Source organism: Variovorax sp. P5_A3, from assembly GCF_056400665.1.
The window spans coordinates 16,370-41,851 of record NZ_JBFUKW010000033.1 but is presented as its reverse complement, the minus strand read 5'-3'; the positions used below and the strand labels follow the sequence as shown (position 1 = coordinate 41,851).

Genomic DNA, 25,482 nt, shown 5'->3' with positions numbered 1-25,482 from the left:
GCGGCCCGGTTCATTTCGCGAACCTGGCCGCGTACTCCCGGAAGAGCGCGTTGCGCTTGTCGAGCGCCTCCTGCGTCGCCGGCACCATGATCGGTGCACCTTCGTTGGCAAATGCCTGGCACTGCTCGACATAGGGGCGCAGGCGCTCGTGATAGGCAGGGGATGCGGCTTCCATGTTTCCGCCGTGCTCGGTCCACGTGTTCGCCAGGATCTCCGCCGACACCATTGCCAGCGTCGTTCCCATGCCTGACAGCAGCGCAGCACAGTGGCCCGCGTCGCCGATCACCGCGACGTTGCCATGGATCCAGTGCGGCATGTGGGTCTGGCTGACCGAATCGAAGTAGAAGCCCCTGGCGGCCGGATCGACGAATGCCGAGCAGAGGTCGGGCACCTGCCATGCGTCGACGCGGGAGAGGAACTGGCCGATCAGTCGCCGCTGCGCATCGAGATCGCGGTAGTCGTAGTCGATCTCGGCGCTGGCGACGAGCATCAGCCCCTGCGGGCCGTCGCCCGCATCGCGTACGGCGATCGTGAGGCCGGGGACGTTGAGCATGGCGCGGTGCCACTCCCGATCGGTCGGGAGATCGACGAGCGCGACGTAGTGGCCGAAGTGCCGGACATAGTCCTCCTCGGGTCCGAAAGCGAGCTTGCGCACGTTGGAGTGAAGGCCGTCGGCGCCGACCACGAGGTCGTAGTGGTGCTGCAGGCCGTCCGTGAAAGTAATGTCCACACCGCCCGTACCGTCGGCGAGCGACGCGATGGAAGACTTGAAGCGGAACTCGACGCCGTCGGGTATGGCACCCAGCAGAATCCTGTTGAGCCGGTCCCGCGTGATCTCGATGTCCTCGTCGGTCTCGTTGGCGAACCAGCGCAGATCGAGGGTCGCGACTTGCGCTCCCGTACCGTCGAGGACCGGCGCCGGGTCGAGGTTGATGACCTTCTCGGCTTCGATCCTCGCCAGGATGCCCATGCGCTCCGCGGTACCGAGCGCGCGTCCGCGAACGTCGATGGGTGCGCCGCCGGGACGCAGGCCGTCCGCGCGATCGACGATGGTGACCCGGTGACCGAGACGGGTGAACCAGTAGGCGGCCGAGAGGCCGGCCATGCTGGCTCCGGAGATAAGGACGTCCATGGGGCTACTCCTGGGTTGGGGCCTCGCTGGCGCCCGGAACCCCGGCCGTGATGGCGGTCGGTGCGCTGATCGAGTCCATGGGAGAAGTCTAGGACGCGATATTCACCAAATCGAAATACTTTCTGATGGCCCGATAACCTCGGAGTTATGGCCTGCCCAGGGCGATCGAAGCCTTCATGGCTTCTTCCGGGTCTTCGACGCGGTCCCCGATTTGGCCCCGTCGGCTTGCTGCTTCGCACTCGCCACGGTCTGCCGGATGGCGGCGCAGTTGGTGTCCTCGCCGGGGCCAGGTTCGATGAGAGGCACGAGGGCGGCCACCGGGTTCAAGGCCGCCAGCGCAGCAACGGCGCCCGCTCGCGCAAGCAGGGGGCCTTTCTCGATCTCGAAATCCGGTTGCTTGAAGCTGCCGTAGACACGCACCGGCGTGCGCAGGGAGAGCAGCCCCACTTCCTTGGGCTTGGGAGCGACGGTCATGTCGAAGCGCTCGTGTTCCAGGTCGAACCAGCCGGTGCCGAGCACCTGCGTCTGCTCGGTGTCGATCACGAACAGCGTGGACTTGCCGCGCCCGCCCGATACGTCGAATGCAACCCCTCCGCAGTTGATCACGATGTCCTTGTCGCCGCCCGCGAGCAGCGCAAGCACCTTGCCGCCGTTCAGGCCGCTCGCGGCGTCGAGCAGGTTGGAGATGCGGCCATTCACCACCGTCGCGGCGATGCGGCCGTCGGCCTTGGCGGCCGCATCCGCAATCGAGTTGCCCGTTCCTTTGAGACGCAGCGTCGCCCCGACGCGACCGGCGCCCTTGGCGATCGTCTTGCTGTCGGGCGCCAGTTGATCGACGCGCACGCGCTGCAGGTCGATCTGCACATCGGATTTCAGCGTGGGCTCGCGCGCATCCAGCGCAACGCGCGAGGCGATGGTGCCGCCTGCAAAGCCGAAGTCGAGCGGGGCCACCTTGAGCATCGCATCGTGCAGTTGCAGCGAAGCCTTGAGACTCTCGAGCGGCAGCGCCTGGGGCACCACCAGCCGCGTTGCGATCAGGTTGACCTCCGCGTCGATCTTCTGCAGGCGGCTGCCGTCGAAGCTGCCCGCCGGCAGCAGGTGGGTGGGATCGGTCGCCTTTTCCTTGGCCTTGGCCGCCGGCCTGTTCCTGGTCTCGGCCTGCGACGCCGCCGGCTTGCCGCCGCTCTGCTGGGTCTGCACGCCGATCAACGGACCCAGGTCGGCCAGATTGAGCAGGTTGCTGTGCAGGTCGGCCGTCAGCAGCGGGCGCGGCTTCCTGTCCACGTACGCGCCCTTGCCGGTGACATCGGTCGAACCGATTTTTCCGGCCAGGTCATCCATGGTGTAGCGGTTGCCTTTGAGGATCAGGTGGCCCTGCAGCCGGTAGGGCGGCGAGGCCGGCAGCGGCAGGAGCAGGAAGGGATAGAGGTTGGCCAGCGTCTGGCCTTCGATGCGCAATTGCGTGTCGATGGCGGAGATGTTGGCGGCGTCGGCGATCGTGCCTTCCACCGCGAGTCGGGTCGTCCCGGCGTCCAGCTCGCCCTTGAGCGGGAAGGGAACGCCGGATTCCTGGAAGCTCAGCACATCACCCGTGAGCGCGCGCCCCGAGAAGGTCGCGTCGTGGTACGTGCCCTTGAAGTCGTACTGCGTGGTGTAGCGGTTGTTCGAGGGCCTGGCGGTCGCGTCCTTGACCTTCTCCTGCGCGCTCGGGTCGAAGGTGCTGCCCTGCACGTCGAGCGTGAAGGGCTCGCCGTGATCGATGTAGCGCAGATGGCCATGATCGACCGACAGTGTGCTGATGCGCAGCTTGCTGGGCGAGGTGTCGGAGGGATCGGAAAGGATCCAGTTCTTGCGGTTGTCGGGCAGGCGCTCGAACACCAGTTCGGGCCGTGTGAGCGCCACGCGCGGGATCAGGATCTTGTCGGGGAGGTCGCGCAGGGCGATCGAGAATTCGAGCCTCTCGATCTTCGCCATGGCGGGCGCTTCCTTCGACCATTTGGCATTGCCGAAATACACGTCGCGCATCTGGATGGTGGGCGTCAGCCCGAGCTTCACGTGCAGATAGGCGCTGTGGAATTCGCGTTCGGTCCTCTGCGAGATATAGCGGTCCAGCGACGGCCGTATCCAGTTCCAGTCGAACAGGATCACGAACGCGGCCATCACCAGGGCGAGCGCCGCCACCGTCGCGCTGACGGGATGGCGACGCAGCAACGCTGGAAGATGGGGCGTCATGTCGAGTCCGGGACCGGGCAGAAGCCCGAGCATGACCGCCGTGGCCGAATGGACCGTGGGATCGCTGGGACAAGGTGTGTGGGAAGAATTCCCGCCTTGCCTGACCGATCAGGTTCGAGCCTGGATCAGAACGTCACCTTGACCGAGGGCGCGCTTCGTCGGGCCTCGCCGTGGAAGACGGCTTCGATGTTGTTGCCGTCGGGATCCAGCACGAAGGCCGCGTAGTAGCCGGGGTGGTAGGGACGTTCCCCGGGCGCGCCGTTGTCGGTGCCGCCATGCGCCAGCGCGGCCTTGTGGAACGCATCGACCGTTGCCCTGTCCCGCGCCTGGAAAGCGAGATGATGGCGCCCGGTCAGCTTGCCTTGGGCCGCTTCGCTGTCGGCACTTGAAACGAACAGTTCGTCGGCCCAGAAGTAGCCCTCGCCGGTGCCACCCACCGGAATATCGAGCACCTTGAGCACCGCCTCATAGAAGGCCTGGCTAGCGGCGAGATCGCGCACCACGAGTTGGAGGTGATCGATCAAGCGGCCGCGATGCAACTCTTGTGTTTCCATGCACGAACTCGGTTTTGTGGGGAATGCGTCGAAACCTACCGTGCGCGCGATGACCAGGATGTAGGCCGACACGGACTTGGGGGTCAGCGCCTGGAGCGGTTCCGTGCGTGGCAGCGTCATGCGCGCCAAACCCTACACGCGGCCGGTGCCAGCGCTGACGGCTCGCATCCTTCATCGCGGTGAAGGTGAACCCATGTCCCGGGCAAAGAGGTCCGGGTTCGCAAACCAGCCTTCTCCGAAGGCGATCGAAAGGACATTCACCATGGCACTCGACAACGACATGCTCGACTCCCGCGATCTCAACGCGGAACCCCTGACCAACGACGAGGTGGTCGATGTCCTCAACGACCTGCTGGAGAACACGCGCGACGGCGGCTACGGCTTCCTGGCCTGCGCCGAAGAGGTTGAGTCGCCCGCTGCCAAGCAACTGTTCCTCAGCCGCGCCGAAGGCTGCCGGAAAGCCGAGAGCGAACTGCTTCAGCTGATCGCGGCCTATGGCGGCAAGCCGGCGGATGGCGGCACCGCGGCCGGGGCGATGCATCGGGGCTGGGTCCATGTCAAGGGCTCGCTCGGCGCGGACAGCGAGCTCTCGATCCTCGAATCTTGCGAACGTGGAGAGGACACGGCCGTTGCACGCTATCGCAAGGCGCTGAAGGAGAACCTGCCGGTGGAAGTGCGCAGTGTGGTCGAGCGTCAGGCTGCAGGCGCCCAACGCAATCACGACCAGATCCGCGACATGCGCAACGCCGCACGTGCGAAGAACTGACGGCACGATGAGGGGTTCCGCCTCGCTATTCGAGCGGGGCTTCCTCGCCGTCGATCAGCTTTCGCAGCAGCTCGGCAATGTCGTCGAGCGGGAGGCGATAGTGCGCGGAGTGGGAGTGCCAGGCAGGCGGCGCACTCGGCGCATCGCCCGAAAACACGGTCTCCTCCGCAGCCTGGAACACCCCAATCCCTCCCGCCGCATTGATGGCGCGCAAGCCGGCGGCTCCGTCCTCCCCGCCGCCGACCAGCACAACGCCGATCACGCGGGGTCCGTACACCCGGGCTGCAGACTCGAACAGATGGTCCGCAGCCGGCTGCGCTGCGCGGCCTCGGATGCCTGCCGCGAGGCCGAGGATGCCAGGTGAGGTCACGACAAGGTGTCGGTCGGAAGGCGCCAGGTAGACCCTTCCTGCCTTGATCACGTCCCCATCAGCGCCGAACGACACCGGCATCGCGGTGCAGTCCGCCAGCATCCTGTCGGGCGATGCCGGACCGTCGGATGCGGCGTGCAGCACGGCGAGGATCGGTGCCCTGAATGGCGAAGGCAGACGGTCGATGAGCCGGCACAGGGTCTTCATGTCGCCGAGCGAGCCGCCGATCACGACGAGGTCTCGCATACGTCAAGGTCCTTCGCTTTCCCAGGCCGTGCCGAACGGATAGCGCGCTGCCCAGTGCGCCATCAGGCGTGGCTCCGCGTCCACCCGCCGCACCACTTCGGCCATGCGTGGCGCCTCGCGGTAGAAGCGCAGGCGCCGGGGCTGCCATCGCGACACCACGGTCACATAAAGGTCCAGCACGGTCAGACGATCGCCGAGCAGATAAGGGCCGTCGCGCGGCAATTGCGCATCCATGATGCGCCAGCACTGCGCGATTCTCTCTGCGCTGCGGTCGAGGAGGGTGGCTTGCGCGTCCGGGGTTTCAGCGAGTCGGGACGGCTCGTCGCGCACCCAGTACAGCGCGTAGATGGCGGACGAGACGAAGCTCATCCATCGAAGGTATTGCGCGCGAGACGGGTCGTCGAAGTGCGGCGCCAGAGCCGCCTCAGGGTAGCGATCGGCGAGCCAGACCAGCATCGCGGCGCTCTCGGTCATGATTTCCCCGGACGGAAGCACCAGCACGGGCACCTGGCGCATGGGGTTGACCGGGGACAGTCGCGTGCGCTCGCTGTCGCCTTGCCAGGGTGCCACGTCGACGACCTTGACCGCCGCACCGATCAGCGTCAGCGCCGCGTGAACGGGCGTTGCACCTGAACCTGGGGCGCCGTAAAGGACGAAAGGGGCCGGAGCCATGATGCGAGGCCTGCTTCTGTTCGCTCCAAGCTAGCACTCGCGACACGTGCGTGGGTGTAGGTCCACGCCCCGTTCGCAGACCGATCGGGTCGCACGTCCGCACTGGCCTTGGTGAGAGCCGAGAACAACTTCCTGGGCACGCAACCCCCGAGCACGCCGGCAACAGGGAAGCGACCGCGACGCTGCCGATAGAGCGCTCGGGATGCCTAGATCAAACCCCGCAATCGGCGCTGGGCGCGGTCGAGTCCCACAACCAGGCGATTCTCGATACTTTCCGCTTCCGTGATTCTCTCGTCGAGCCATGCTGCATCGGTGCATCCGACCTTGGACATCCGCTGCAACATGACGCCGATGAGGGCGTTCTGATCCGTGATCAACCCGTCCCAGAGGTCAATATCCGCCTGGGCGCCTTGTATTTCTACATAGCTGGCCGTCATCGTTGTCTCCTGCGCGCTATCTGTATGGGCGTAGCGTCGTCAGTGGCGAATATGCCGTGTCCGGACATGCGGGGCAAGTCCCGGACACGGCTTCGGAGGCCAACGATCGTTGGCCTCATTGGAGGAACGCCTAGACGATGTCGAAGCGGCCGAGATTCATCACCTTGGTCCACGCCGCGATGAAGTCCTTCACGAACTTCTCCTGCACGTCCGAACTGCCGTAGACCTCGGCCAACGCGCGCAGCACCGAGTTGGAGCCGATGACCAGGTCCACGCGCGTCGCGCTGCCCTTGCGCTCGTTCGTCTTGCGATCAACGCCTTCGTACAGGTTGTTCTCGCCGGGGACGGCCTTCCAGGTCGTGTTCAGGTCGAGCAGGCGGACGAAGAACTCGTTGGTCAGCGCGTGCTCCTTCTGGCTGAAGATGCCGTGCTTCGTGGCGCCGACATTGGCGCCCAGCGCGCGCATGCCGCCCAGCAGGACCGTCATCTCGGGCGCTGTCAGCGTCAGCAGTTGGGCCTTGTCGATCAGCAGCGCATCGGCGGGAACCGCATAGTCCTTCTTCAGGTAGTTGCGGAAGCCGTCGGCCACGGGCTCGAGCACTTTCATGGCCTCTACGTCGGTCTGTGCCTGCGACGCATCCATGCGGCCCGGGGTGAAGGGCACTGTCGCGCCTTGACCTGCATTCTTGGCACCTTGCTCGACGGCGGCACAGCCGGCCAGCACGATCAGGTCGGCCATCGAGATTTTCTTGCCGCCGGACTGCGCCTTGTTGAACTCGCCCTGGATGCCTTCCAGCGTCTGGAGCACCTTGGCCAGCCTGGCCGGCTCGTTGACTTCCCAGTCCTTCTGTGGCGCCAGGCGGATGCGGCCGCCGTCGGTGCCGCCGCGCATGTCGGAGCCGCGGTAGGTGGACGCCGAAGCCCAGGCCGTCAGCACCAGGTCTGTCACCGAGAGGCCCGAGGCCAGCACCTTCGCCTTGAGGGCCGCGGCGTCCTTGTCATCGATCAGCGGATGATCGACCTTGGGGATCGGGTCCTGCCAGATCAGTTCTTCCTTCGGCACTTCCGGGCCAAGGTAGCGCGAGCGCGGACCCATGTCGCGATGCGTCAGCTTGAACCAGGCGCGCGAGAAGGCGTCGGCGAGCTGCTCGGGGTGCTCGAGGAAGCGTCGAGAGATCTTTTCGTAGGCCGGGTCGAAGCGCAGCGAGAGGTCGGTGGTCAGCATGGTCGGCACGCGCTTCTTCGACTTGTCGTGCGCATCCGGAATGTCGGCCGGGGCGCCCTTGGCTTGCCACTGCCCGGCGCCGGCCGGGCTCTTGACTTTCTCCCACTCGAACTTGAACAGGTTCTCGAAGAAGAGGTTGGTCCACTTCGTCGGCTGCTGGGTCCAGGTGACTTCCAGGCCGCTGCTGATGGCGTCGCCGGCGATGCCGCTGGCATGGGTGCTCTTCCAGCCCATGCCCATTTCTTCCAGGTCGGTCCCTTCAGGCGACGAGCCGACGAGGTCCGCGGGACCGGCGCCGTGGGTCTTGCCGAAGGTGTGGCCGCCGGCGATCAGGGCGACGGTTTCCTCGTCGTTCATCGCCATGCGCGCGAAGGTTTCGCGGATGTCCCGCGCCGCCGAGACCGGGTCGCCGTTGCCGTTCGGACCTTCGGGGTTGACATAGATCAGGCCCATCTGCACAGCCCCGAGTGGGTTCTCCAGGTCGCGGTCGCCGGTGTACCTCTTGTCTTCGAGCCAGGTTTTCTCGTTGCCCCAGTAGACGTCCTGGTCGGGTTCCCATGTGTCCGGGCGGCCACCGGCGAAGCCGAAGGTCTTGAAGCCCATGGATTCCAGGGCCACATTGCCCGTCAGGATCATCAGGTCGGCCCAGGAGATCTTGCGGCCGTACTTCTGCTTGATCGGCCACAACAGGCGCCGGGCCTTGTCGAGGTTGACGTTGTCGGGCCAGCTGTTGAGCGGCGCGAAGCGTTGCTGCCCCCGGCCGCCGCCGCCACGCCCGTCGCCGGTGCGGTAGGTACCGGCGCTGTGCCAGGCCATACGAATGAACAGGGGCCCGTAGTGGCCGAAGTCCGCCGGCCACCAGTCCTGCGAGTCCGTCATCAGCGCACGCAGGTCCTTCTTCAGCGACTCGTAGTCGAGGCTCTTGAACTCCTTCGCGTAGTCGAAGTCCTTGTCCATCGGATCGGACTTGGAGGAATGCTGGTGAAGCAGGTCCACCCGCAACTGGTTGGGCCACCAGTCACGATTCCCGGTCCCGCGGCCCACCGTGTGGTGGAAAGGGCACTTGGCTTCCGCTTGAATCTCGCTCATGGGGAGTCTCCTGTTCTTTGATTGAGATTTGCGCATTCTGGATGCCACGCGGGCGAACAGCGCAAGGCTTTGTCTATGGCCTTCATAGTGCATTGCCATGTTGACGGACCGCGGTCGCGGCAATGGCAAGATCCCATATCCCCTCTGTCGGGTACGCCGGCTTTTTCAGGGGATGGAATTCGGCCTTGGCTTCGCCTATTGAAGCCTTGGCGCCGACGGCCTGATGTTCTGGTTGAGGCGAAAGAAGTTGGCCGGATCGTACTTGGTCTTGAGCGCCGCGAGGTTGGTCAAGGCGCATCCGCTGTCGCTGCCAGGCTATGGCTTTTTCGTCGTTGCCATGGCGCGGCACTCGCGGCAAGCAGACATCGAGGCTTTTGCAACCTGGATCCGTGGACCTGGCGACCCTGGCTCGGATTGACGTCAGGGGTATCGTGGGGCCAGATGCGCGAATGCGTCGCGCCGGATCTGCAATTCAAGTAACGGGCGCGTTCATTGCAGGATCGACGCCATGCTTACAACAGCACAAAAGGCCCAGATCCTCAGGCGCGCCGGCATTGCCGTGCCTGCCCAGCTGCAGATGACGGCTGGGATGAACGACTCGACGGCTGCCTCTCCTGCATGGACCTGGGAAGACCTTGTCGACGCCCTTTTTGCGCGGTACGCGATCGAGCGGGCCACTCACGTCCTGCAACTCGCCGAACACAATGGCGGAGGCGCGCGAGCGGTGTGGCCGCCGCCGCACCAGTAGTCAGTTCGAAATATGATCGAGATCGCGGGAGCCACCCGTTGGCCTCAGGCCATTTCGATGACGTAGCAGCAGAGAAAGAGAACTCACCATGGCAAACGCCTATTGGATCTGCACATACCGTGCCGTCAAGGATGCCGACAAGCTGGCGGCCTACGCCAAGCTGGCGGGCCCTGCCATCAATGCCGGCGGCGGGCGCTTCCTGGCGCGCGGGCTGCCCGCGAAGGTCTACGAACTCGGTTTGACCGAACGCACTGTGGTCATCGAGTTCGGCAGCGTCGAGCAGGCCGTTGCCACGCACGAGAGCCCCGACTACCAGGTTGCGTTGGCCGCGCTCGCCGACGGGGCCGACCGGGACCTCCGGATCATCGAAGGGGCTTGAGCGCCTGCCTGGCGAATTCGGCCGACTTCGTCGCAGGCTTCTGTCGCAGCAGGCTGTACACATGGCCAAGGTTGTTTCCTGTGGGATCGTCTTGCTCAACGTCCGTCGCGAGCTGTTCGTCTGCCATGCCACCGGCACCTCTCGCTGGGACTTGCCCAAGGGCTTGCAGGAATCGGGCGAGTCGGCCCTGCAGACTGCAGTGCGCGAAGCCTGGGAAGAGACTTCACTCGTGCTCGAACCCGAAACGCTGGACGATCTCGGCTTGTACGACTACCTGCCGGCCAAGCGGCTTCACCTGTTCGCACTGCGCGTCGCAGCGGACGCGTTTCAGGTCCATGATTGCCGCTGCCATTCGAGCTTTCCGCATCACGCCACGGGATTGCCGACACTCGAAGTCGACGCGTATGCGTGGAAGTCACTGGATCGGCTCGACGAGTGGTGCGGCAAGAACATGAGCAGGGTGCTGCTTGCGCTCGACTGGCGTCGCATCGAGTCGCTGCCAGAAGTCGCTTCCGTGCGCGTGCTTGCCGAATGACGGGCGACTGCAGGATGCTGGAGCTTCCAGATGCCAACGAGCCCTGAAAGTCTGCAGCGCATCAGCGCCATGAGCCTGTTCGTCGAGGACCTCGCAGCCGCCAGGGCCTTCTACCTCGAAGTCTTCGGCGTCGAGGTCTTGTTCGAGGACGAGAATTCCGTCGCCATGCGGTTCGAGAACCTGATCCTCAATCTCCTGCGCGCGGAAAACGCGCGGGAGATCGTTGCGCCAGGTGCCGTGGCCGGGCCGGACGCGGGTTCGCGCTTCCAGCTCAGTGTGTGGGTGGCGGACGTTGATGCAGTCTGCAAGGCACTTCAGACGCGAGGCGTGGCCTTGCTGGCAGGGCCGGTCGACAGGCCATGGGGCAGGCGCACGGCCAACTTCGTCGACCCCGCTGGCCACAGTTGGGAAGTTGCGTCAAAGATTCCGTGAGCGTGACTTAGCGAGCCAGGCCGCGGCGCCGACGCGCGACGCGCACGGCTTCAACCCAAGTGTCGAGGTCGAAGCGCTGCCCCGTTTCAGCGCTGCGCGCAGTCAGCACCTGGTGCAGGAAGATCTTGCGGACGTCGCCCGGCGTGCCGGTGTGGCCGACGATCAGCCTCTTCTCCAGGTCGAGCCGCTCCACCTGCAGCACGTCCTGCATCTTCTTGCCGTGGGCGTCGAGATATCGGAGTCGCATGCGCGGCGCTTCGTCGACCGTCGCGTGCGCGTCTTCGCCCTGGGTGAACCATTCGGGGAGGGTGTCCGGCCCCTCGCTGGAACTGAGGCCGCGCGTGGTCGGAATTTCGAGCGGGACGTGACCTGAGCGCAAGCGTGCAGCTTCGATGCGGCGCCTCACCGCGACCCGGGCGGCGTTTCGCCGCAAGGCGTAGTAGGCGAAGGCGAGCACGAGCAGGGCGATCGTCATGGTGACGATCAGTTGTTGGCTCTCGAGCAATTCATTCATTGGCGTCCTCCGATGGTTAGTTCTTTAGTTCTCATCAGAGTGGCATTCTGCGCGGGCTTCGGCGCTTGTCAACAGAACAAACGGCGTGCACCAATCAATCGGCGCATTGCGCGAGACGCGTTCTTTCGGGCGGAGCATCGGCGCGGCGATTGCGCTCGCGCCCGCCGAACCGCCTGTTCGCCGAGGATGGCTTAGAACGCAATCGGCGAGACCCCGATCAGCCGGGCATGCCCCCAAAAGAGGAAGACGACATACGCTGCCAGGCCGACGACGAGCACGATCAGGTCGTTCAAGGCCCCGGGCGGCGCGCCTGGCACCGCGTGCTGCACCGTCCGGCGCTTGACCGAAATGCGGTCAGCCACCGCCCAGGCGAGAAAGCCGCCGAACAACAACACGTCGGCCAGCGTGCCGTTGGCCAGCAGATGCGAAGCAGCCCACAGCTTGACCGCAAGCAGCATCGGATGCCTCGCCGTTCGTTGGATGCGTCCCGGCAGATAGGCGGCGAACAGCAACGGAAACACGGGCAGCATCAGCAGGAGTGCGACATGACGCATCGCCGGTGGCGGCGTATACAGGACGACCGGCGATTGCCGGGCCAGGCCGTAGCCGTAGATCAGCAGCAGCAGACCGGCAAGTGAGACGAGGGCGTAGATGCCCTTCCACGCGCGTTCGCCGAGGTGCGCGATCTGACCCTCTCGCCAGGCGGGTGCGACGATGGAGACCGAGTGAACACCCAGAAACAGGATGAGACCCAGGACAAGAAGGGACATGAGCTTCACCTCTCCTCGCGACGGGGCGCGATGCAGACCGTGGGGCAGGGATGCGAAGTATCCCCGACCCGGACGAAGACCGGCGAGCGGCTGCATTCGGCTCGGCCCACAATCGGTTCTCCGTCGCTGCGTACACGCCAGCAGCATCACTTGCCAGGAACTCCAATGACCTCGACGACGCGCCAGGACATCGCAGACCAGATCGCAGCAGAACTCGGCCATGGCTTCGAAGGCGAAATTCGCATCGGCGGCCACTATGCCTCGGCCGTGTCGGACGGCCGCACCGAAGACGCCGGCCTGCCGTCGCTCGCGAGCCTCGCAGAGCGCGTGGGCGCCGTATTGAAAACGCGCAAGGAAACGATTGCGGTCGTGGAATCGTCGGCGGGCGGCCTCGTGTCGGCCGCCCTGCTTGCGGTGCCGGGCGCCTCGGTCTTCTTCCTTGGTGGTGCGGTCGTCTACTCGAGGCGCGCCGGCAAGGCCCTGCTCGGTCTGACGCCGGACGACGTCGCAGGCATGCGTGGGGAAACCGAGCCCTATGCCCTCATGGTCGCAGGCAAGGTCCGCGACAGCCATCGCGCATCGTGGGGCATCAGTGAAAGCGGCGCGGCCGGCCCCTCGGGCAGTCCGTATGGCGATGCGCCGGGCCACGTGTGCATCGCCGTCGTCGGCGCGATCACGCGGAGCAGGACGATCGAGACCGCCAGCGATGACCGCGCCGCGAACATGGACTTGTTCGCGCGCCATCTGCTGCTGATGCTTGAAGAGGCATTGCTCGCCCAGCGCACCTGAAAAGGTGTGCCATGACGCTTAAGGGTCGAGGGCGGTATCGGCTATGCGGCGCAACGCCGAGGGGGGGGCGCCGAACCAGCGCCGGCAGGACCGAGTCATCGCCGACTGCTCCGAGAAACCCAGGACGTCGGCGAGTTGCCCCAGCGGCATATTCGTCTCGCGCAAGTAGTGAAGCGCGGCCTCCTTGCGGGTTTCCTCGCGAAGGATCTCGAAGGTGGTGCCTTCGGCCGTCAGGTGGCGTTGCAGCGTGCGCGGGTGAATGGCAAGCAGCCCGGCGACATCGGTCTTGCTGCCCCCCGGGGCGCCGAGGGTGCGGCGCAAGGCCAGGCGCACGCGCGCCGAAACACTTTCTCCGGGAACGCGGAAGTGTCTCGCCAGGTAGTCTTCCGTGATCTGCCGCAAGGCAGGATTCGCATTCTGCAGGTCGGCATCCAGCGTTTCCCTGCTGAGGTGCAAGGCAGCGCGCGGCTGCTCCGTGAAGACCGGCGCGCCGTCGAAGTGGCGCTTGTAGACGGCCAGTGGCGCCAGCGGCGCATGCGGCAGCGAGACGGCACGCAGCTGGTAGCTCGGGCCAGCGAGCAGGCGCGTGATCTGATGCATGTCGCCCAGGCACAGGTCGATCGTCTGCCGCTGTGCCGGCAACCGTACCAGTCGGAGTTCGAAGCTCATCTCCGCGGCACCTTCGACGCACGAGCTTCGGTCGTGCACGCCCACCACCAGCCCGGGGCTGTGCACGAACATGTGGTGCGATACGTAGTCCCATGCCTTGCGGACGGTGGGTGCGTTCTGCAGGACGATGGCCAGCGGGCCAAGGACGCCGACATCCTGCATCCGTGAGAGGCGCAGCCCGAAGTCGGCGCAGCCGGTCTCGACGGCACTGTCCTCCAATAGATGAACGCCCGCGCGCAGCGAGACCAGCGCGTCCTCGTCCGTCAACGATTCCGGTGAGATCCGGTAGCGCCGGAGGAGGGTGCCTGCGTCGTGATCCAGGCTGCGCATGAGGGCCACGTAGCCCTGCAGACCCCTCGCGCGAACCATGGCTGTCATGTCTCGAAATGTCAAATAGAAGTCTCGCCATGTCAAGAAGAGAAGTCGCTGGCCCGGAATACTTCAGGCACCCAATGACTACCCACAAAGGCGAAAGAACATGGAGACAACACACTACGACGTACTCATCATCGGTGCCGGCCTGTCCGGCATCGGCATGGCCTGCCATCTGCAGAACGAATGTCCCGACAAGTGCGTGGGCCTCTTGGAGCGGCGCAAGGCCATCGGCGGTACCTGGGACCTGTTCCGCTACCCTGGCATCCGCTCCGATTCGGACATGTTCTCCTTCGGCTATCGGCTGCGTCCCTGGCATGAACTGAAGGTGCTGGCGGACGGCCCAGCGATCCGCGAGTACGTCAGCAATACGGCGCGCGAGTTCGGCGTCGACAAGAAGATCCACTTCGGCGTCAAGACCACCCAGGCCTCCTGGTCCAGCGAGCAAAAGCGCTGGACGCTCAGTGCGATCGACGAAGAGAGCGGCGAGACCGTCACCTTCACCTGCACCTTCCTGGTGAGCTGCACCGGCTACTACAACCACGACGCTGGTTATCTGCCGAGCTTCCCCGGCATCGAGCGCTTCAAGGGGCAGAGCGTTCATCCGCAGCATTGGCCGGAAAAGCTCGACTACCGCGGCAAGCGAGTCGTCGTGATCGGCAGCGGCGCCACCGCGGTGACGCTGGTGCCCAGCATGGCCGACCAGACTGCCCACATCACGATGCTGCAGCGCTCGCCCAGCTACGTGTTCTCACTGCCGTCCTACGACAAGATTTCCGAGGTGCTGCGGCGCGTGCTGCCGGATCGTTGGGTCTTCGGCATGGCACGCCGGCGCAACCTGCTGCTGGCGCGCGTGATCTACAAGGTCTCCAAGCGCTGGCCCGCGCAGATGCGCCGGCTGCTGTTGGCCGGCGTGCGCAAGCATGTGGGGCAGGACTTCGACATGACGCACTTCTCGCCGACGTACAAGCCCTGGGACCAGCGTCTGTGCGCCGTGCCCGATGCGGACCTGTTCAAGGCGATTCGCGCGGGCAAGGCCTCCGTCGTCACCGACAGCATCGACACCTTCACCGAAAACGGCATTCGCCTGAAGTCCGGCAAGGAACTGGAGGCCGACATCATCGTGACGGCCACTGGCCTGCAGATCCAGTCCTTCGGCGGCATGGAACTGCGCGTGGATGGCAAGGTCTGCGCGGTGAACGAACTGATGACCTACAAGGGCGTGCTGCTGCAGGACATTCCCAACATGGGGTGGATCTTCGGCTACATCAATGCGTCCTGGACGCTCAAGGTGGACATGGCCGCGGCCTACATCTGCCGGCTGCTCAAGCACATGGACAAGAAAGGCCTGGACGTCGTGACCCCGCGTGCTCCGCAGGGGCAGGTGCAGGACGAATCGATCGTTGCCGAGCTGCAGTCGGGCTACGCGCAGCGCGGCTCGGCGATGCTGCCGCGCCAGGGCCGCAGCCTGCCGTGGCGCATCCTGCACAACCCGGAGAAAGACCATGTGATGTTGCTCAAGGAGCCGGTTGAGGATGCCGCGCTGGAGTTCGGCAGCGTGCAACCTGCTCGGGGGGCAGCGCTGCGCGTTGCACCGGTCTCCGTGGGCGCCCGAGTGCGAGCGATTCGATGAATAGCATCAATTCCTCGTTCGAAAGCGAAGGCCTGCGATGCGCCGGCACCCTGCTGCTGCCGAGCCGGAGTGAACGCCCGCCGGTCATCGTGATGGCCCATGGCTTCGCCGGCGTTCGGGCAATGCTGATGCCACATGCGGAGCGCTTCGTCGAGGCCGGCTATGCCGTGTATCTGTTCGACTACCGCAATTTCGGCGACAGCGAAGGCCAGCCGCGCCACTGGGTGGACCCATTCCGCCACCTGAAGGACTGGGACGCGGCCATCCGGCACGTGAAGACGCTGAAGGTGGTCGATGCGGAGCGCGTGGTGCTGTGGGGCACCTCACTGTCCGGTGGCCATGTGGTGTGCATGGCGGCGCGCGGACACCGGATCGCCGCCGTCATCGCAGGGCACCCGCTCGTGAGCGGACTGGGTGCCGTCGCGGGTATGCCTGTGCTGAAGATACTGAAGCTCACCCTCGCGGGCCTGCGCGACCTGGTCGGCAGCCTGTTCGGTAGGCCGCACTACCTGCCCGTGGCCGGTCGTCCGGGCGACTTCGCCGTGCTGACCGGCCCCGAGGCCTGGGGTGGCATGGAGGAACTGAAGGCGATCGTCGACGTGCCGTGGGAAAACAAGGTGCTGGCGCGCGTGGCGCTGCAGATTCCACGCTACAACCCGATCCGCAGCGCCCGCCGGGTGCAGGTGCCGACCTTGGTGATCGCGGGTTCAAAGGACAGCATCGTCTCGGCGCAGGCGGCGCGCCAAGCGGCCGGACGCATGCCGAAGGGCGAGTTCACGCTGCACGCCTCGGATCACTTTCAGCCCTACTACGGCGAGTACCTCGACGAGAACGTGCACACCCAACTCGCGTTCTTGCGAAAGCACGTGGCCGTCTGACGAAAGGCAGGCGCGGCCGCACCGCCTGGTGAGGTGGCGGATTCCGTGGTTCGCTACGGTAGGTTGCGCCCCTGCAGCCATCGCAGCTCAGGGGTCGACCTCCGGCGCCTGCATCCAGGCCGGGACATCGCGCTGGCCATGTAGTACACGCCAGACATCGATGCAGTCTGCCTGTTCGAAGTAGAACACCAGGTGTGGGAAGCGAGTCAATGGCCAAAAGCGCAGCCCTGGCAGAGTGAGTTCGTGCGCGTAGCGTATGGACCCCGTGCCGGGGTGCCGGCCGATGTGCGTGTAGGCAGTTTCGAGTTCGTCGATGAAGCCGAGTGCGGCGCCTTGCGCGCCCTCGCTCAGGTAGTGGGCGAGGGCATCGTCAATGTCTCGGGTTGCCTGTTCTCGTGGGACAACGGTTTTCGACTTCACCTTTTGCCGCCAACCCGGACTGCCTTGCTGCCCGCGTCGCGAACCCGTTGGCGCAGGCCCTCGAAGTAGGCCTTGTCGGCCGGGGCGGCAGGTGCCGAGAGGCCTCCTTGGAGAAGCAGGCTGCGCAGTTGGAGCCTTTGCTGGTCCTTGCGAATGAGTTCGCGCACATATTCGCTGCTGGTGCCATAACCGCGTTCGACCACCTGCTCATCGACGAACGACTTCATGGCGTCCGGAAGGGATATGTTCATGGTGCTCATGGGACGAGCTTAGGCAGTTTGGCAAAATTTGGCAAGAACCGGTCGCGCCAGGTGGACCCCGCGCAAGGAGCGCATCGACCTGACACGCTTCGACCGTCGTCTAGTGGCGAAGCACGTCGCCGAGGAAAGCCCGGGCCCGCTCGTGCTGCGGCGAAGCGAAGAATTCGGCAGGCGTCGCCACTTCGAGAATCTGTCCGTCGTCCATGAAGACGACGCGGTCGGCGACTTCGTGCGCGAAGCCCATTTCGTGGGTCACGCACACCATCGACATGCCTTCGCCCGCCAGGTTGATCATGGTGTCGAGCACTTCCTTCACCATCTCCGGGTCGAGCGCCGAGGTCGGCTCGTCGAAAAGCATGAGGCGAGGCCGCATGCAGAGCGCTCGGGCGATGGCCACCCGCTGCTGTTGCCCGCCGGAAAGCTGCGCAGGGTACTTGTGCGCATGATCGGCGACGCGCACGCGCGCCAGCAGCGCCATGGCCGCCTCGTTCGCCTCGCGGGCACCCATTCGGCGGGTGGACGTCGGCGCCAGCGTGCAGTTTTCAAGCACCGTCATGTGCGGAAACAGGTTGAACTGCTGAAACACCATCCCGACCTGCTGGCGCACTGTCGCGAGATCGCCCGGGGCCGGGCTGATGTTCACGCCGCAGACCTGGAGTCGGCCCGTGTCGAAGCCCTCCAGGCCGTTGAAGCAGCGAATCAGCGAGGACTTGCCCGAGCCCGAGGCGCCGCAGATCACGATGCGCTCGCCCTCGCCGACCTCCAGGTTGATGTCGCGCAGCGCGTGGTAGTCGCTGTACCACTTGTTGAGTGCATCGGCGTGCACGATCGGAGGCGAGGAGGGCAGCATCTCGGACATGGGCAGTCTCAGGAGCGCCGGCCCGCATCGAGTGAGGCATGCAGGCTCGCGCTGTAGCGGGACATGGCAAAGCAGAAGACGAAGTAGATCGCAGCGACGAAGAGGTAGATCTCGGTGCCGAAACCCTGCCACTGCGCATCGGCAATGGCACGCTTCGCGGCCGTCATCAAGTCGAAGATGCCCACGATCACCACGATCGAGGTGGCCTTGAAGAAGGCGATGAACACGTTGACCAGCGCCGGCAGCACCGCGGTGAGCGCCTGCGGCAGTACCACGCGCAGGGTGGTCACCCGCGGGCTCAGTCCGAGCGCCGCCGCCGCTTCGTACTGGCCGCGCGGCACCACCTGCAGCCCGCCGCGGATGACTTCGGCCAGATAGGCGGCGGTGAAAAGCGAGAAGGCCACGAACACGCGGAAGAGCTTGGACAGGTCGGTGCCCTGCGGCAGGAAGAGCGGGATCATCACGCTGGCCAGGAACAGCACCGCGAGCAGCGGCACGCTGCGCGCGACCTCGATGTAGGCCACGGCCAGCGCCTTGCCCACACCGGGGCGACTGGAATGGCGCAGCAGCGCCAGTGCCACCGCCAGCGGAAACCCCGCCGCCAGGCCGAGGGTGGCGAGGATGAGCGTGACCGGCAAGCCGCCCCACTGGTCGTCGGGCACATAGGGCAGGCCGGGGATCCCTCCCCACATGAGCGTGCCGAAGGCTGCGAGCGCCACGGCCCAGGCGACGGCCAGGCGCCTGTTCCACCAGCTGCGCCGGGTGGAGAGCACGTACATCACCACCAGGATCGCCATGGCCAGCGCCGCGCGCCACTGCTGGGCATACGGATAGATGCCGAAGACGATGAGCCGGAACTTCTCGCCGATGACTGCCCAGCAGGCCCCGGCGCCCGCCACGCGGCAGGCATCGGGGCCCTGGCCGCGGGTGTCGAACACCGCGTGGAGCAGACCCCAGTCCACGAGCTTCCAGGCGAACGCAAGGAAGAGAACTGCCAGCACCAGCGTGACGGCGCCCGTGGCCCGCGTCGGAAAGAGCCCGGCCTTCGTGCGATGCATCCAGTCGCGCTGCGCCGCGGGCGGCGGCGCGGCCTCGATGCGGGAACTGGCCAGGTAACGAGTCACGCGAAACCCCATCGCCGCTGACGCTGCTCGAAGGCGTGCATCGCCGCGCTCACGAGCAGGCTCACGCAGGCGTAGAACAGCATGACGACGGCCATGATCTCCATCGCCTGGCCGGTGTCGGTCAGCATCGTTTCGCTCACGGCCATGAAGTCCTGGTAGCCGATGGCTACTGCCAGCGTGCTGTTCTTGAAGATGCCGATGTACTCGCTGGACAGCGGCGGCAGGCCCACGCGCAGCGCCTGCGGCCCCAGCACGCGGCGCAGCACGGCGGCGCGCGAAAGGCCCAGCGCCGACGCGGCCTCCCATTGGCCGCGGGGCAGGGCGCCGACGGAGGCCCGCACGATTTCCGCGATGAAGGCCGCCGTGTAGAGCGAGATGCCGATGAGCAGCGCCGCGAATTCGGGCGACATCGAGACCACACCCTGCACGTCCAGGCCATCCACCGTGGGCAGCAGGAAGATGCCGCGGTTGCTGGCCAGCAGCAGCGAGCCCGCGCCGTCCGATGCGGCCGGCAATTCCAGCAGCAGCCCATACCAGAAGGCAATGTGGAGGAGCACCGGGATGTTGCGCATCAGCTCCACGTAGCCCTTGGCCAGCGAGCGCGCGAGCGGGTTGTGCGCCAGCGCGCCCAGCCCCACCAGCAGGCCGATGAGGGTGGACAGCACGATGCATGCGGCGGTGAGCTTGAGCGTGTTGAGCGCGCCGGCCACGAAGGCCGTGGCGAAGGTGTCGACGCCGGGCCGGAACGCGAGCGGCGAATTGAACACCGGCGTGATCGCGGGCTTGCCAAGGAAGTCGAAACCGGTGTGCACGCCGCGCGCATGCAGGTTGGCCCCGGTCACCCGGAACATCAGCACCAGCAACGCCGCCAGCGCTGCAAAGGCCAAGGCCTGTCGCAGGACGGCGCCCCAGTTCCAGCGGACCGGCGGTGCGGGTCGGTTCATGCGGGCGCTTCAGCGCATCGGCACGGCGTAGAGCAGGCCGCCCTTTTCGGCGAGCCGGTTCTGTGCGCGCGGCATGCCGCTGGCGGCGAAGGCGCGGTCGAAGGTCTCGCCGTAGTTGCCCACCTGCGCGATGACGTTGGCCGCCCATTCCTTGTCGAGGCCCATCGAAGGGCCCAGGTCGCCTTCGGCGCCCAGCAGGCGCTTCACGTCGGGGTCGGCCGAGGTGGCGAAGCTCTTCATGTTCTGCGAAGTCACGCCGAGCTCCTCGGCATTGATCATGGCGTTGAGCGTGTAGCGAACGATGTCGAACCAGCGGTCGTCGCCCTTGCGCACCACGCCGGCCAGCGGCTCGCGGGCATGCGTCTCGGGCAACAACTGGTAGTCGGCCGCCTGCGCGCCCAGCGTGCCCTTGAACGTGGCGAGCGCCGACAGGCTGTGGAAGATGGCGTCGCAGCGCTTCGCCAGGAAGGCCTTGCGCATCTGCTCGCCCTCGGAGAAGGGCACCGGCTTGTAGCGCACCTTGATCTTGCCGAAGTACTCGGCGGCGTTGGTCTCGCCGGGCCCGGTAATCATGCAGATGCTGGCGCCGTTGAGCTTGGAGGTACTGGCCACCTTCAACGCGTTGGGCACCATGACGCCGTAGGTGTCGAAGAAATAGGTGCCGGTGAACTGCACGCCCGACTTGGATTCGCGCGCCAGCGTCCAGGTGATCTGCGAGAAGGACAGGTCCACCTCGCCCGACTGCACCGCCACCAGCCGCTGGGCCGGCGTGAGGTTGGTGAACTTCACCTTGTTCGCATCGCCCAGCACCGCGGCGGCCGTTGCACGGCACAGGTCCGCATCGAGGCCGCGCATGACACCGGTGCTGTCGGGCAGCGAGAAGTTGGGCGAGCTGCCGATCACGCCGCAGTTCAGCACGCCGCGCGCCTTGACCGCCGCCAGCGTGGGTGAGGACACCGGTGCCGGCGCCGCGGGTGCTTGTGCGAAGGCGGCGTGGCCGGTGGCGAGCAGGAGGCTGGCCAGTGCCAGGCGGAAGGCGTGCGATGGGGGCATGGTGTGGGTCCTCGGGATGTCGACGGGCGATGCGGTGCTCAGGAGCCCGCAAGCACATCAGCCAGCGCGGCGGCGCATTGCGCGATGTCATCGCTGCTGTTGTAGAAGTGGGGTGAGACGCGCACGCCTTCGCCGCGCGCGGAGACGCTGATGTTGCGCTCGGCCAGTTGCAGCCGCGCCGCCTCGCCGTCCGGTGCCCGGAAGACGAAGATGCCCGCGCGCTGCGCCCGCGGGGTGACGAGGGGAAGGCCCAGCCGGTCGGACTCGGCGATGAGCTGGTCGCCCAGCGCCTGCACGCGCGCGTGGACGCTGTTCCAGCCGATGCGCTCGAACAGGTCCAGCGTTGCATCGAGTCCGTACAGCGCGGGCGTGTTGACATGCGCGTACTGCAGTTGCCGCGTGTCGTCCATGTTGGCGTAGCCCTGCCACGCCGGTGCCATCGCTTCGCGCGCGCGTGGCGAAGTCACCAGGATACCGAAGCCGAACCCCGAGAGCATCCACTTGAAGAAGGACGCGGCGTAGATGTCGACATCGGTCAGGTCGGTGGGCACCGCGCCCAGGGCCTGGATGCCGTCCACCATCAGCAGCGTGCCGCGCTCGCGGCAGTGCCGGCCCAGCGCGGCCAGGTCCAGCGTGGTGCCGGTGCTGGAATGCGTCTGCGAGACGACGAGCACGCGCGCCCCGGCGCTCACCGCGTCCATCAGGTGGGCCTGGCGCTCGTCTTCGCGCGGGATGGGCACATGCACCACTTGGGCCCCCTGGCGTTCGGCGGCCTTCCAGATGCGAATGACGGAAGGGAACTCGTCCTGTGCGCAAACGATGCGGTCGCCGGTGCGGAACTCGACGCTGTGCGCCGCGAGGTTGAGTCCCTCGGTGGTGTTGGAGACGAAGGTGATGTCAGCCGCCGTCACGCCCAGCCATTGCGCGAGGCGCCCCCGCACCTTGTTGGACATGGCCCACCACTCGGGCCGGGCGTCGTAGCCACGGCTCTTCACGTCTTCGTAGAAGCGCGCCACGGCCGCGCCATGGCCCTTCCAGCACAGTCCTGCGGCGGCCGTGTCGAGATAGACGCGCTGCGCGAGATAGGGAAAGAGCTCGCGTATCAGTGCGCTCCGGTCGATGACTGAGGAGGACGCCATGGAGATTGATATTTAGTTGAAACGAATCAACAAGCTGTTTAAGATGAAATTTAAACGGCGAGTGCCACGAGTGTCAAGCCGACCTGAGGAAAAGAAAGGACCACATGGAGAACGCAGCCGAACACGCCGGCGCGGAGACGCGCCTGAAGGCGCTGGGCATCGAGCTTCCGCCCGCGCCGCAACCCGCCGCCAACTACGTCACTGCCACCCAGAGTGGCCGGATGGTCTTCCTCGCCGGCCAGGGGCCGATCTCGGACGGGCAGGTGGTCTACCGCGGCAAGGTGGGCGTGGACCTCTCGGAGGCCGAGGGCTACCAGGCCGCGCGCCTGACCATCCTCAATTCGCTGGCCATCCTGCGCGCGCACGCGGGATCGCTCGACCGCGTCACGCGGATCCTGAAGCTGCTGGCGTGGGTGAACTGCGCCGAGGGCTTCCAGCGCCAGCACCTGGTGATGAACGGTGCCTCCGACCTGCTCGTGGAGGTGTTCGGCGAGCGTGGGCGCCACGCGCGCAGCGCGGTCTCCGCGCACGATCTGCCCTTCGGCATCGCGGTGGAAATCGAAATGGTCGCCGAGGTCGACTTCGAGGCATGAGCAAGCGCGCGCCCCGACTTTCGCCCGAGGTGCGGCGCGAACGCGAGGTGATCCTGGCCGCGCTCGACACGGTCGTGCCGATGCTGGGCGCCATGGTGGGCGATCACATCGAAGTAGTGCTGCACGACCTGACGCGGCCCGAATGCTCGGTGCTGCGCATCGCCAACGGCCATGTCACCGGCCGCGGCCCGGGCAGCCCGGTGTTGGCCGGGCCGGGCAACGACAAGGCCCTGGCGATCCTGGCCAAGGGCAAGGCGCCGGCGCAGCCGGCCGAGCATGTGTCGGTGTTTCCCTATCCCACCTTTGCGCGCGACGGCCGCTCGCTCGTGTCGGCCACTGCCATGTTTCGCGACTCGCTGGGCCACACCTTTGCAGCCTTGTGCCTGAATGCGGACTTCCACAGCATCGAGGCCGCGCAGGCACTGCTTGCTCGCATGCTGCCCTCGAGAAACGAAACCGGGAAGGAACCCAAGGTGGAAGTGCTCGACACCGAGGCCTTGATGCTCGACATCATCTCCAGCGCCGTGCGCCGCTACGGCAAGCCCGTGCAGAAAATGGACAAGGCGGAGAAGACGGCGGCCGTCGAGATGATGCTCGAGCGCGGACTCTTCATGGTCCGGGGCGGCGTCGAACGCGCCGCCACCGCCCTTGGCGTGACACGCTACACGATCTACAACTACCTCGATGAGGTAAAGGCGCGCCGGGGCGAGACGGTCGGAACGAACGGGCGTGGAGGAAGGGGATAGCAGGGGTTTGAACGCGGTCGCGCCGGCGGTGACAGATGGCGTTCGTGAAATACGCCCGCATTCCAGGCAAACGGCACGCTCGTGATCCATCGCGATCGCGGGCGCTTTCGTTACAGCACGTTACGATCGCCGCACCCTGAACAGAGCCAGTTGCCACCGCGCGTCGTTCGTTCAGCCCCATGGACTGAGCAAGAACTGCGAGCGGACGTTTGAAGAAGAAGAGATTCCTGGCCCGGTGCGGGCTGAGCGCGACCCTGGCTTTCGTGGCTGCATCCGCCATCGCTGCGACGACGCCACCCGCCACCTCTGCTGCCCCCGGGGAGGTGCGCTTCGACATCACCCGTTTCCAGGTCGAAGGCAACACGCTGCTCGCCGCTTCCGACGTCGACAGGCGCGTCGCCCCGATGACCGGCCCGGGCCGCACCTATGGCGATATCCAACTCGCTGTCGAGGCGCTGCAGGACGCCTACCGCCAGGCCGGCTACAGCGCCGTCACCGTCTCGCTGCCCGAGCAGGAACTGACCGGCGGCGTCGTGCGGATCAAGGTGACGGAAAGCGTGATCGCCTCGGTCACCGTCATCGGTAACCAGCACTTCGACGCCCGCAACATCCGCGCCAGCGTGGCACCGCTGCAGGTGGGGCAGCCACCGAGGTTGCGCGCGATTTCGGAATCGCTTCAGCTCGCCAACGACAACCCCGCCAAGCAGATCGGCGTGACGCTCGCGGAAGGCGCGACGCCCGGCACCATCGACGCCAAGGTGGCGGTGACCGACTATCGCCCGCTTCGCCTGATCGCCACGGTCGACAACACCGGCACTTCGTCGACTGGCACCTGGCGCACCGGCATCGCACTGCAGCACGCCAACCTGTTCGATCGCGACCAGGTCGGCACGATCGCCTACACAACCTCGCCCGACAAGCCCGAGGGCGTGCAGATGGACCTCTATTCGCTGGGCTACCGGATCCCGTTCTACGGCCTCGGCGACAGCCTGGACCTCGTCTACGGCAAGTCGAACACCAATTCACCGGCCGCCTCGCCCACATTGGGCGGCGTGCTGGGCTTCACCGGCAAGGGCGATGTGTACGGCGTGCGCTGGAACCATTTCCTCGGCCGCGACGGCGAAAGCTCCGCGAAGCTGGTGCTCGGTCTCGATCACAAGAACATCGACTCGCGCTGCAGCATAGGCGGCCAGGAGATCAGCTTCGAAGGGCCGACGCCGCCCATCGCCTCGTGTGTGCCTTACCAGACGACGCCGCTGAGCCTGAGCTACGTCGGCCAGCGCGACGGGATCGACCAGAACCTGAGCTACACCGCCGGCGTGTGGCGCAACATCCCGAGCGGCAGCAGCTACACGAACGTCAACGGCCGTGTCGACCGCTATTCGTATCTCACCTCGGGCAACCGCGACACGATCGACAGCTTCATGGCCGCGTACGGCGCGGCCGCCTTCAACAGGGCGCTGGCCGGCGGCTGGCAGGTGCGCCTGTCGGCGACCGGGCAGTACACCTCGTCGCCCCTGGTGAGCAGCGAGCAGTTCTCGCTGACCGGCGCGACGCTGGTACGCGGCTTCGACGAGCGTGCGGTGGTGGCGGACAGCGGCGTGGTCGTCAACGCCGAGATCTACACGCCGGAGCTGGCCGGGTGGGCCGGCATTCCTGGCCAGTGGCGAATGCTCGGCTTCATCGATGCCGGCCATGGCAGCAATAACCGCGCGGACGGCATCACGGTGCCGTACAGCGTCAACGTGTCCAGCGTGGGGTTCGGCACGCGCTATGTATGGACGCGCGACTTCAACCTGCGCCTGGACGTCGCCCGCGTGCTCGACGCAGGCACCGCGCCGAACGAGAAGCGCGGCGACTGGCGCGCGCAGTTCCTCGCGGTGCTGGCGTACTGAAGACGAG

At 66.1% G+C, this 25,482-nt stretch carries 29 protein-coding genes; 11 read left to right on the top strand and 18 right to left on the bottom strand.

Annotated elements, in window-relative coordinates:
- Positions 1–10 precede the first annotated feature (10 nt).
- From AC1D3B_RS31980 to AC1D3B_RS31970, 3 genes are all read right to left on the bottom strand, one after another.
- Positions 11–1,132 carry an FAD-dependent monooxygenase gene (locus AC1D3B_RS31980; RefSeq protein WP_478194696.1) on the bottom strand — a complete coding sequence of 374 codons (1,122 nt, stop codon included), beginning with the start codon at positions 1,130–1,132 and terminating at the stop codon, positions 11–13.
- 174 nt (positions 1,133–1,306) lie between these two features.
- On the bottom strand, positions 1,307–3,364 hold the full coding sequence (locus tag AC1D3B_RS31975) for an AsmA family protein (protein WP_478194695.1): 2,058 nt from the start codon (positions 3,362–3,364) through the stop codon (positions 1,307–1,309).
- 125 nt (positions 3,365–3,489) lie between these two features.
- Positions 3,490–3,918, bottom strand: coding sequence for a VOC family protein (locus tag AC1D3B_RS31970; RefSeq protein WP_478194713.1), 429 nt, complete (start codon positions 3,916–3,918; stop codon positions 3,490–3,492).
- A 262-nt stretch (positions 3,919–4,180) separates the two neighbouring features.
- Between AC1D3B_RS31970 and AC1D3B_RS31965 the strand changes: the two genes are divergently transcribed.
- Positions 4,181–4,684 carry a ferritin-like domain-containing protein gene (locus AC1D3B_RS31965; RefSeq protein ID WP_478194694.1) on the top strand — a complete coding sequence of 168 codons (504 nt, stop codon included), beginning with the start codon at positions 4,181–4,183 and terminating at the stop codon, positions 4,682–4,684.
- A gap of 25 nt (positions 4,685–4,709) precedes the next feature.
- On the opposite strand, the gene AC1D3B_RS31960 is transcribed toward AC1D3B_RS31965, so the two are convergent.
- The 5 genes from AC1D3B_RS31960 to AC1D3B_RS31940 all read right to left on the bottom strand — a co-directional run bounded on the left by AC1D3B_RS31960 (position 4,710) and on the right by AC1D3B_RS31940 (position 9,014).
- Positions 4,710–5,300, bottom strand: a complete 591-nt coding sequence (locus AC1D3B_RS31960; RefSeq protein WP_478194693.1) for a chemotaxis protein CheB — start codon at positions 5,298–5,300, stop codon at positions 4,710–4,712.
- 3 nt (positions 5,301–5,303) lie between these two features.
- A complete protein-coding gene (locus AC1D3B_RS31955; protein WP_478194692.1) occupies positions 5,304–5,972 on the bottom strand; it encodes a glutathione S-transferase family protein in 669 nt (222 codons plus the stop codon).
- A 206-nt stretch (positions 5,973–6,178) separates the two neighbouring features.
- Complete coding sequence (locus tag AC1D3B_RS31950) at positions 6,179–6,409, bottom strand: hypothetical protein (protein ID WP_478194691.1); 231 nt, start codon at positions 6,407–6,409, stop codon at positions 6,179–6,181.
- 130 nt (positions 6,410–6,539) lie between these two features.
- Complete coding sequence (gene katG, locus AC1D3B_RS31945) at positions 6,540–8,714, bottom strand: catalase/peroxidase HPI (protein ID WP_478194712.1); 2,175 nt, start codon at positions 8,712–8,714, stop codon at positions 6,540–6,542.
- Positions 8,715–8,918: 204 nt separating this feature from the next.
- Entirely contained in the window at positions 8,919–9,014 is a 96-nt protein-coding gene (locus tag AC1D3B_RS31940; RefSeq protein WP_478194690.1) for a BBE domain-containing protein, read from the bottom strand.
- Positions 9,015–9,231: 217 nt separating this feature from the next.
- Here AC1D3B_RS31940 and AC1D3B_RS31935 point away from each other — a divergent pair, with 217 nt between their 5' ends.
- The 4 genes from AC1D3B_RS31935 to AC1D3B_RS31920 all read left to right on the top strand — a co-directional run bounded on the left by AC1D3B_RS31935 (position 9,232) and on the right by AC1D3B_RS31920 (position 10,817).
- Complete coding sequence (locus AC1D3B_RS31935) at positions 9,232–9,471, top strand: hypothetical protein (protein WP_478194689.1); 240 nt, start codon at positions 9,232–9,234, stop codon at positions 9,469–9,471.
- An 88-nt stretch (positions 9,472–9,559) separates the two neighbouring features.
- The gene (locus AC1D3B_RS31930) at positions 9,560–9,850 is read left to right on the top strand and encodes a DUF1330 domain-containing protein (RefSeq protein ID WP_478194688.1); all 291 of its coding nucleotides are present in this window, start codon (positions 9,560–9,562) and stop codon (positions 9,848–9,850) included.
- Between the two features lie 61 nt (positions 9,851–9,911).
- On the top strand, positions 9,912–10,385 hold the full coding sequence (locus AC1D3B_RS31925) for an NUDIX hydrolase (protein ID WP_478194687.1): 474 nt from the start codon (positions 9,912–9,914) through the stop codon (positions 10,383–10,385).
- A 30-nt stretch (positions 10,386–10,415) separates the two neighbouring features.
- Positions 10,416–10,817 carry a VOC family protein gene (locus tag AC1D3B_RS31920; protein WP_478194686.1) on the top strand — a complete coding sequence of 134 codons (402 nt, stop codon included), beginning with the start codon at positions 10,416–10,418 and terminating at the stop codon, positions 10,815–10,817.
- 7 nt (positions 10,818–10,824) lie between these two features.
- Here the strand turns inward: AC1D3B_RS31920 and AC1D3B_RS31915 are convergent, their stop codons facing one another.
- A complete protein-coding gene (locus AC1D3B_RS31915) occupies positions 10,825–11,331 on the bottom strand; it encodes a hypothetical protein (protein WP_478194685.1) in 507 nt (168 codons plus the stop codon).
- A gap of 191 nt (positions 11,332–11,522) precedes the next feature.
- Entirely contained in the window at positions 11,523–12,101 is a 579-nt protein-coding gene (locus tag AC1D3B_RS31910; protein ID WP_478194684.1) for an NnrU family protein, read from the bottom strand.
- Positions 12,102–12,266: 165 nt separating this feature from the next.
- Between AC1D3B_RS31910 and AC1D3B_RS31905 the strand changes: the two genes are divergently transcribed.
- Complete coding sequence (locus tag AC1D3B_RS31905; RefSeq protein WP_478194683.1) at positions 12,267–12,890, top strand: CinA family protein; 624 nt, start codon at positions 12,267–12,269, stop codon at positions 12,888–12,890.
- A gap of 18 nt (positions 12,891–12,908) precedes the next feature.
- On the opposite strand, the gene AC1D3B_RS31900 is transcribed toward AC1D3B_RS31905, so the two are convergent.
- On the bottom strand, positions 12,909–13,937 hold the full coding sequence (locus AC1D3B_RS31900) for an AraC family transcriptional regulator (RefSeq protein WP_478194682.1): 1,029 nt from the start codon (positions 13,935–13,937) through the stop codon (positions 12,909–12,911).
- A gap of 100 nt (positions 13,938–14,037) precedes the next feature.
- Here AC1D3B_RS31900 and AC1D3B_RS31895 point away from each other — a divergent pair, with 100 nt between their 5' ends.
- Together AC1D3B_RS31895 and AC1D3B_RS31890 are read left to right on the top strand one after the other, a co-directional pair.
- Entirely contained in the window at positions 14,038–15,564 is a 1,527-nt protein-coding gene (locus tag AC1D3B_RS31895; RefSeq protein ID WP_478194681.1) for a flavin-containing monooxygenase, read from the top strand.
- A complete protein-coding gene (locus AC1D3B_RS31890; protein ID WP_478194680.1) occupies positions 15,561–16,442 on the top strand; it encodes an alpha/beta hydrolase in 882 nt (293 codons plus the stop codon). Before AC1D3B_RS31895 ends, AC1D3B_RS31890 begins: the two co-directional genes overlap by 4 nt.
- Positions 16,443–16,529: 87 nt before the next feature.
- On the opposite strand, the gene AC1D3B_RS31885 is transcribed toward AC1D3B_RS31890, so the two are convergent.
- The 7 genes from AC1D3B_RS31885 to AC1D3B_RS31855 all read right to left on the bottom strand — a co-directional run bounded on the left by AC1D3B_RS31885 (position 16,530) and on the right by AC1D3B_RS31855 (position 22,241).
- Positions 16,530–16,862, bottom strand: a complete 333-nt coding sequence (locus AC1D3B_RS31885; RefSeq protein WP_478194679.1) for a type II toxin-antitoxin system RelE/ParE family toxin — start codon at positions 16,860–16,862, stop codon at positions 16,530–16,532.
- On the bottom strand, positions 16,859–17,122 hold the full coding sequence (locus AC1D3B_RS31880; protein ID WP_478194678.1) for a ribbon-helix-helix domain-containing protein: 264 nt from the start codon (positions 17,120–17,122) through the stop codon (positions 16,859–16,861). Before AC1D3B_RS31880 ends, AC1D3B_RS31885 begins: the two co-directional genes overlap by 4 nt.
- Positions 17,123–17,222: 100 nt before the next feature.
- On the bottom strand, positions 17,223–17,981 hold the full coding sequence (locus AC1D3B_RS31875) for an amino acid ABC transporter ATP-binding protein (protein WP_478194677.1): 759 nt from the start codon (positions 17,979–17,981) through the stop codon (positions 17,223–17,225).
- A gap of 8 nt (positions 17,982–17,989) precedes the next feature.
- Positions 17,990–19,105, bottom strand: a complete 1,116-nt coding sequence (locus tag AC1D3B_RS31870; protein WP_478194676.1) for an amino acid ABC transporter permease — start codon at positions 19,103–19,105, stop codon at positions 17,990–17,992.
- Positions 19,102–20,049, bottom strand: a complete 948-nt coding sequence (locus AC1D3B_RS31865; RefSeq protein WP_478194675.1) for an ABC transporter permease subunit — start codon at positions 20,047–20,049, stop codon at positions 19,102–19,104. The genes AC1D3B_RS31870 and AC1D3B_RS31865 overlap by 4 nt, the downstream gene beginning before the upstream one ends.
- A 9-nt stretch (positions 20,050–20,058) precedes the next feature.
- Entirely contained in the window at positions 20,059–21,102 is a 1,044-nt protein-coding gene (locus tag AC1D3B_RS31860) for an amino acid ABC transporter substrate-binding protein (protein ID WP_478194674.1), read from the bottom strand.
- Positions 21,103–21,140: 38 nt separating this feature from the next.
- On the bottom strand, positions 21,141–22,241 hold the full coding sequence (locus tag AC1D3B_RS31855) for an aminotransferase class V-fold PLP-dependent enzyme (RefSeq protein WP_478194673.1): 1,101 nt from the start codon (positions 22,239–22,241) through the stop codon (positions 21,141–21,143).
- Positions 22,242–22,345: 104 nt separating this feature from the next.
- Here AC1D3B_RS31855 and AC1D3B_RS31850 point away from each other — a divergent pair, with 104 nt between their 5' ends.
- The 3 genes from AC1D3B_RS31850 to AC1D3B_RS31840 all read left to right on the top strand — a co-directional run bounded on the left by AC1D3B_RS31850 (position 22,346) and on the right by AC1D3B_RS31840 (position 25,475).
- A complete protein-coding gene (locus AC1D3B_RS31850; protein ID WP_478194672.1) occupies positions 22,346–22,834 on the top strand; it encodes a RidA family protein in 489 nt (162 codons plus the stop codon).
- Positions 22,831–23,580: a helix-turn-helix transcriptional regulator gene (locus AC1D3B_RS31845; RefSeq protein ID WP_478194671.1), complete on the top strand. Its 750-nt coding sequence runs from the start codon at positions 22,831–22,833 to the stop codon at positions 23,578–23,580. The genes AC1D3B_RS31850 and AC1D3B_RS31845 overlap by 4 nt, the downstream gene beginning before the upstream one ends.
- Positions 23,581–23,789: 209 nt before the next feature.
- Complete coding sequence (locus tag AC1D3B_RS31840) at positions 23,790–25,475, top strand: ShlB/FhaC/HecB family hemolysin secretion/activation protein (RefSeq protein ID WP_478194670.1); 1,686 nt, start codon at positions 23,790–23,792, stop codon at positions 25,473–25,475.
- The last annotated feature ends 7 nt before the right edge of the window (positions 25,476–25,482 follow it).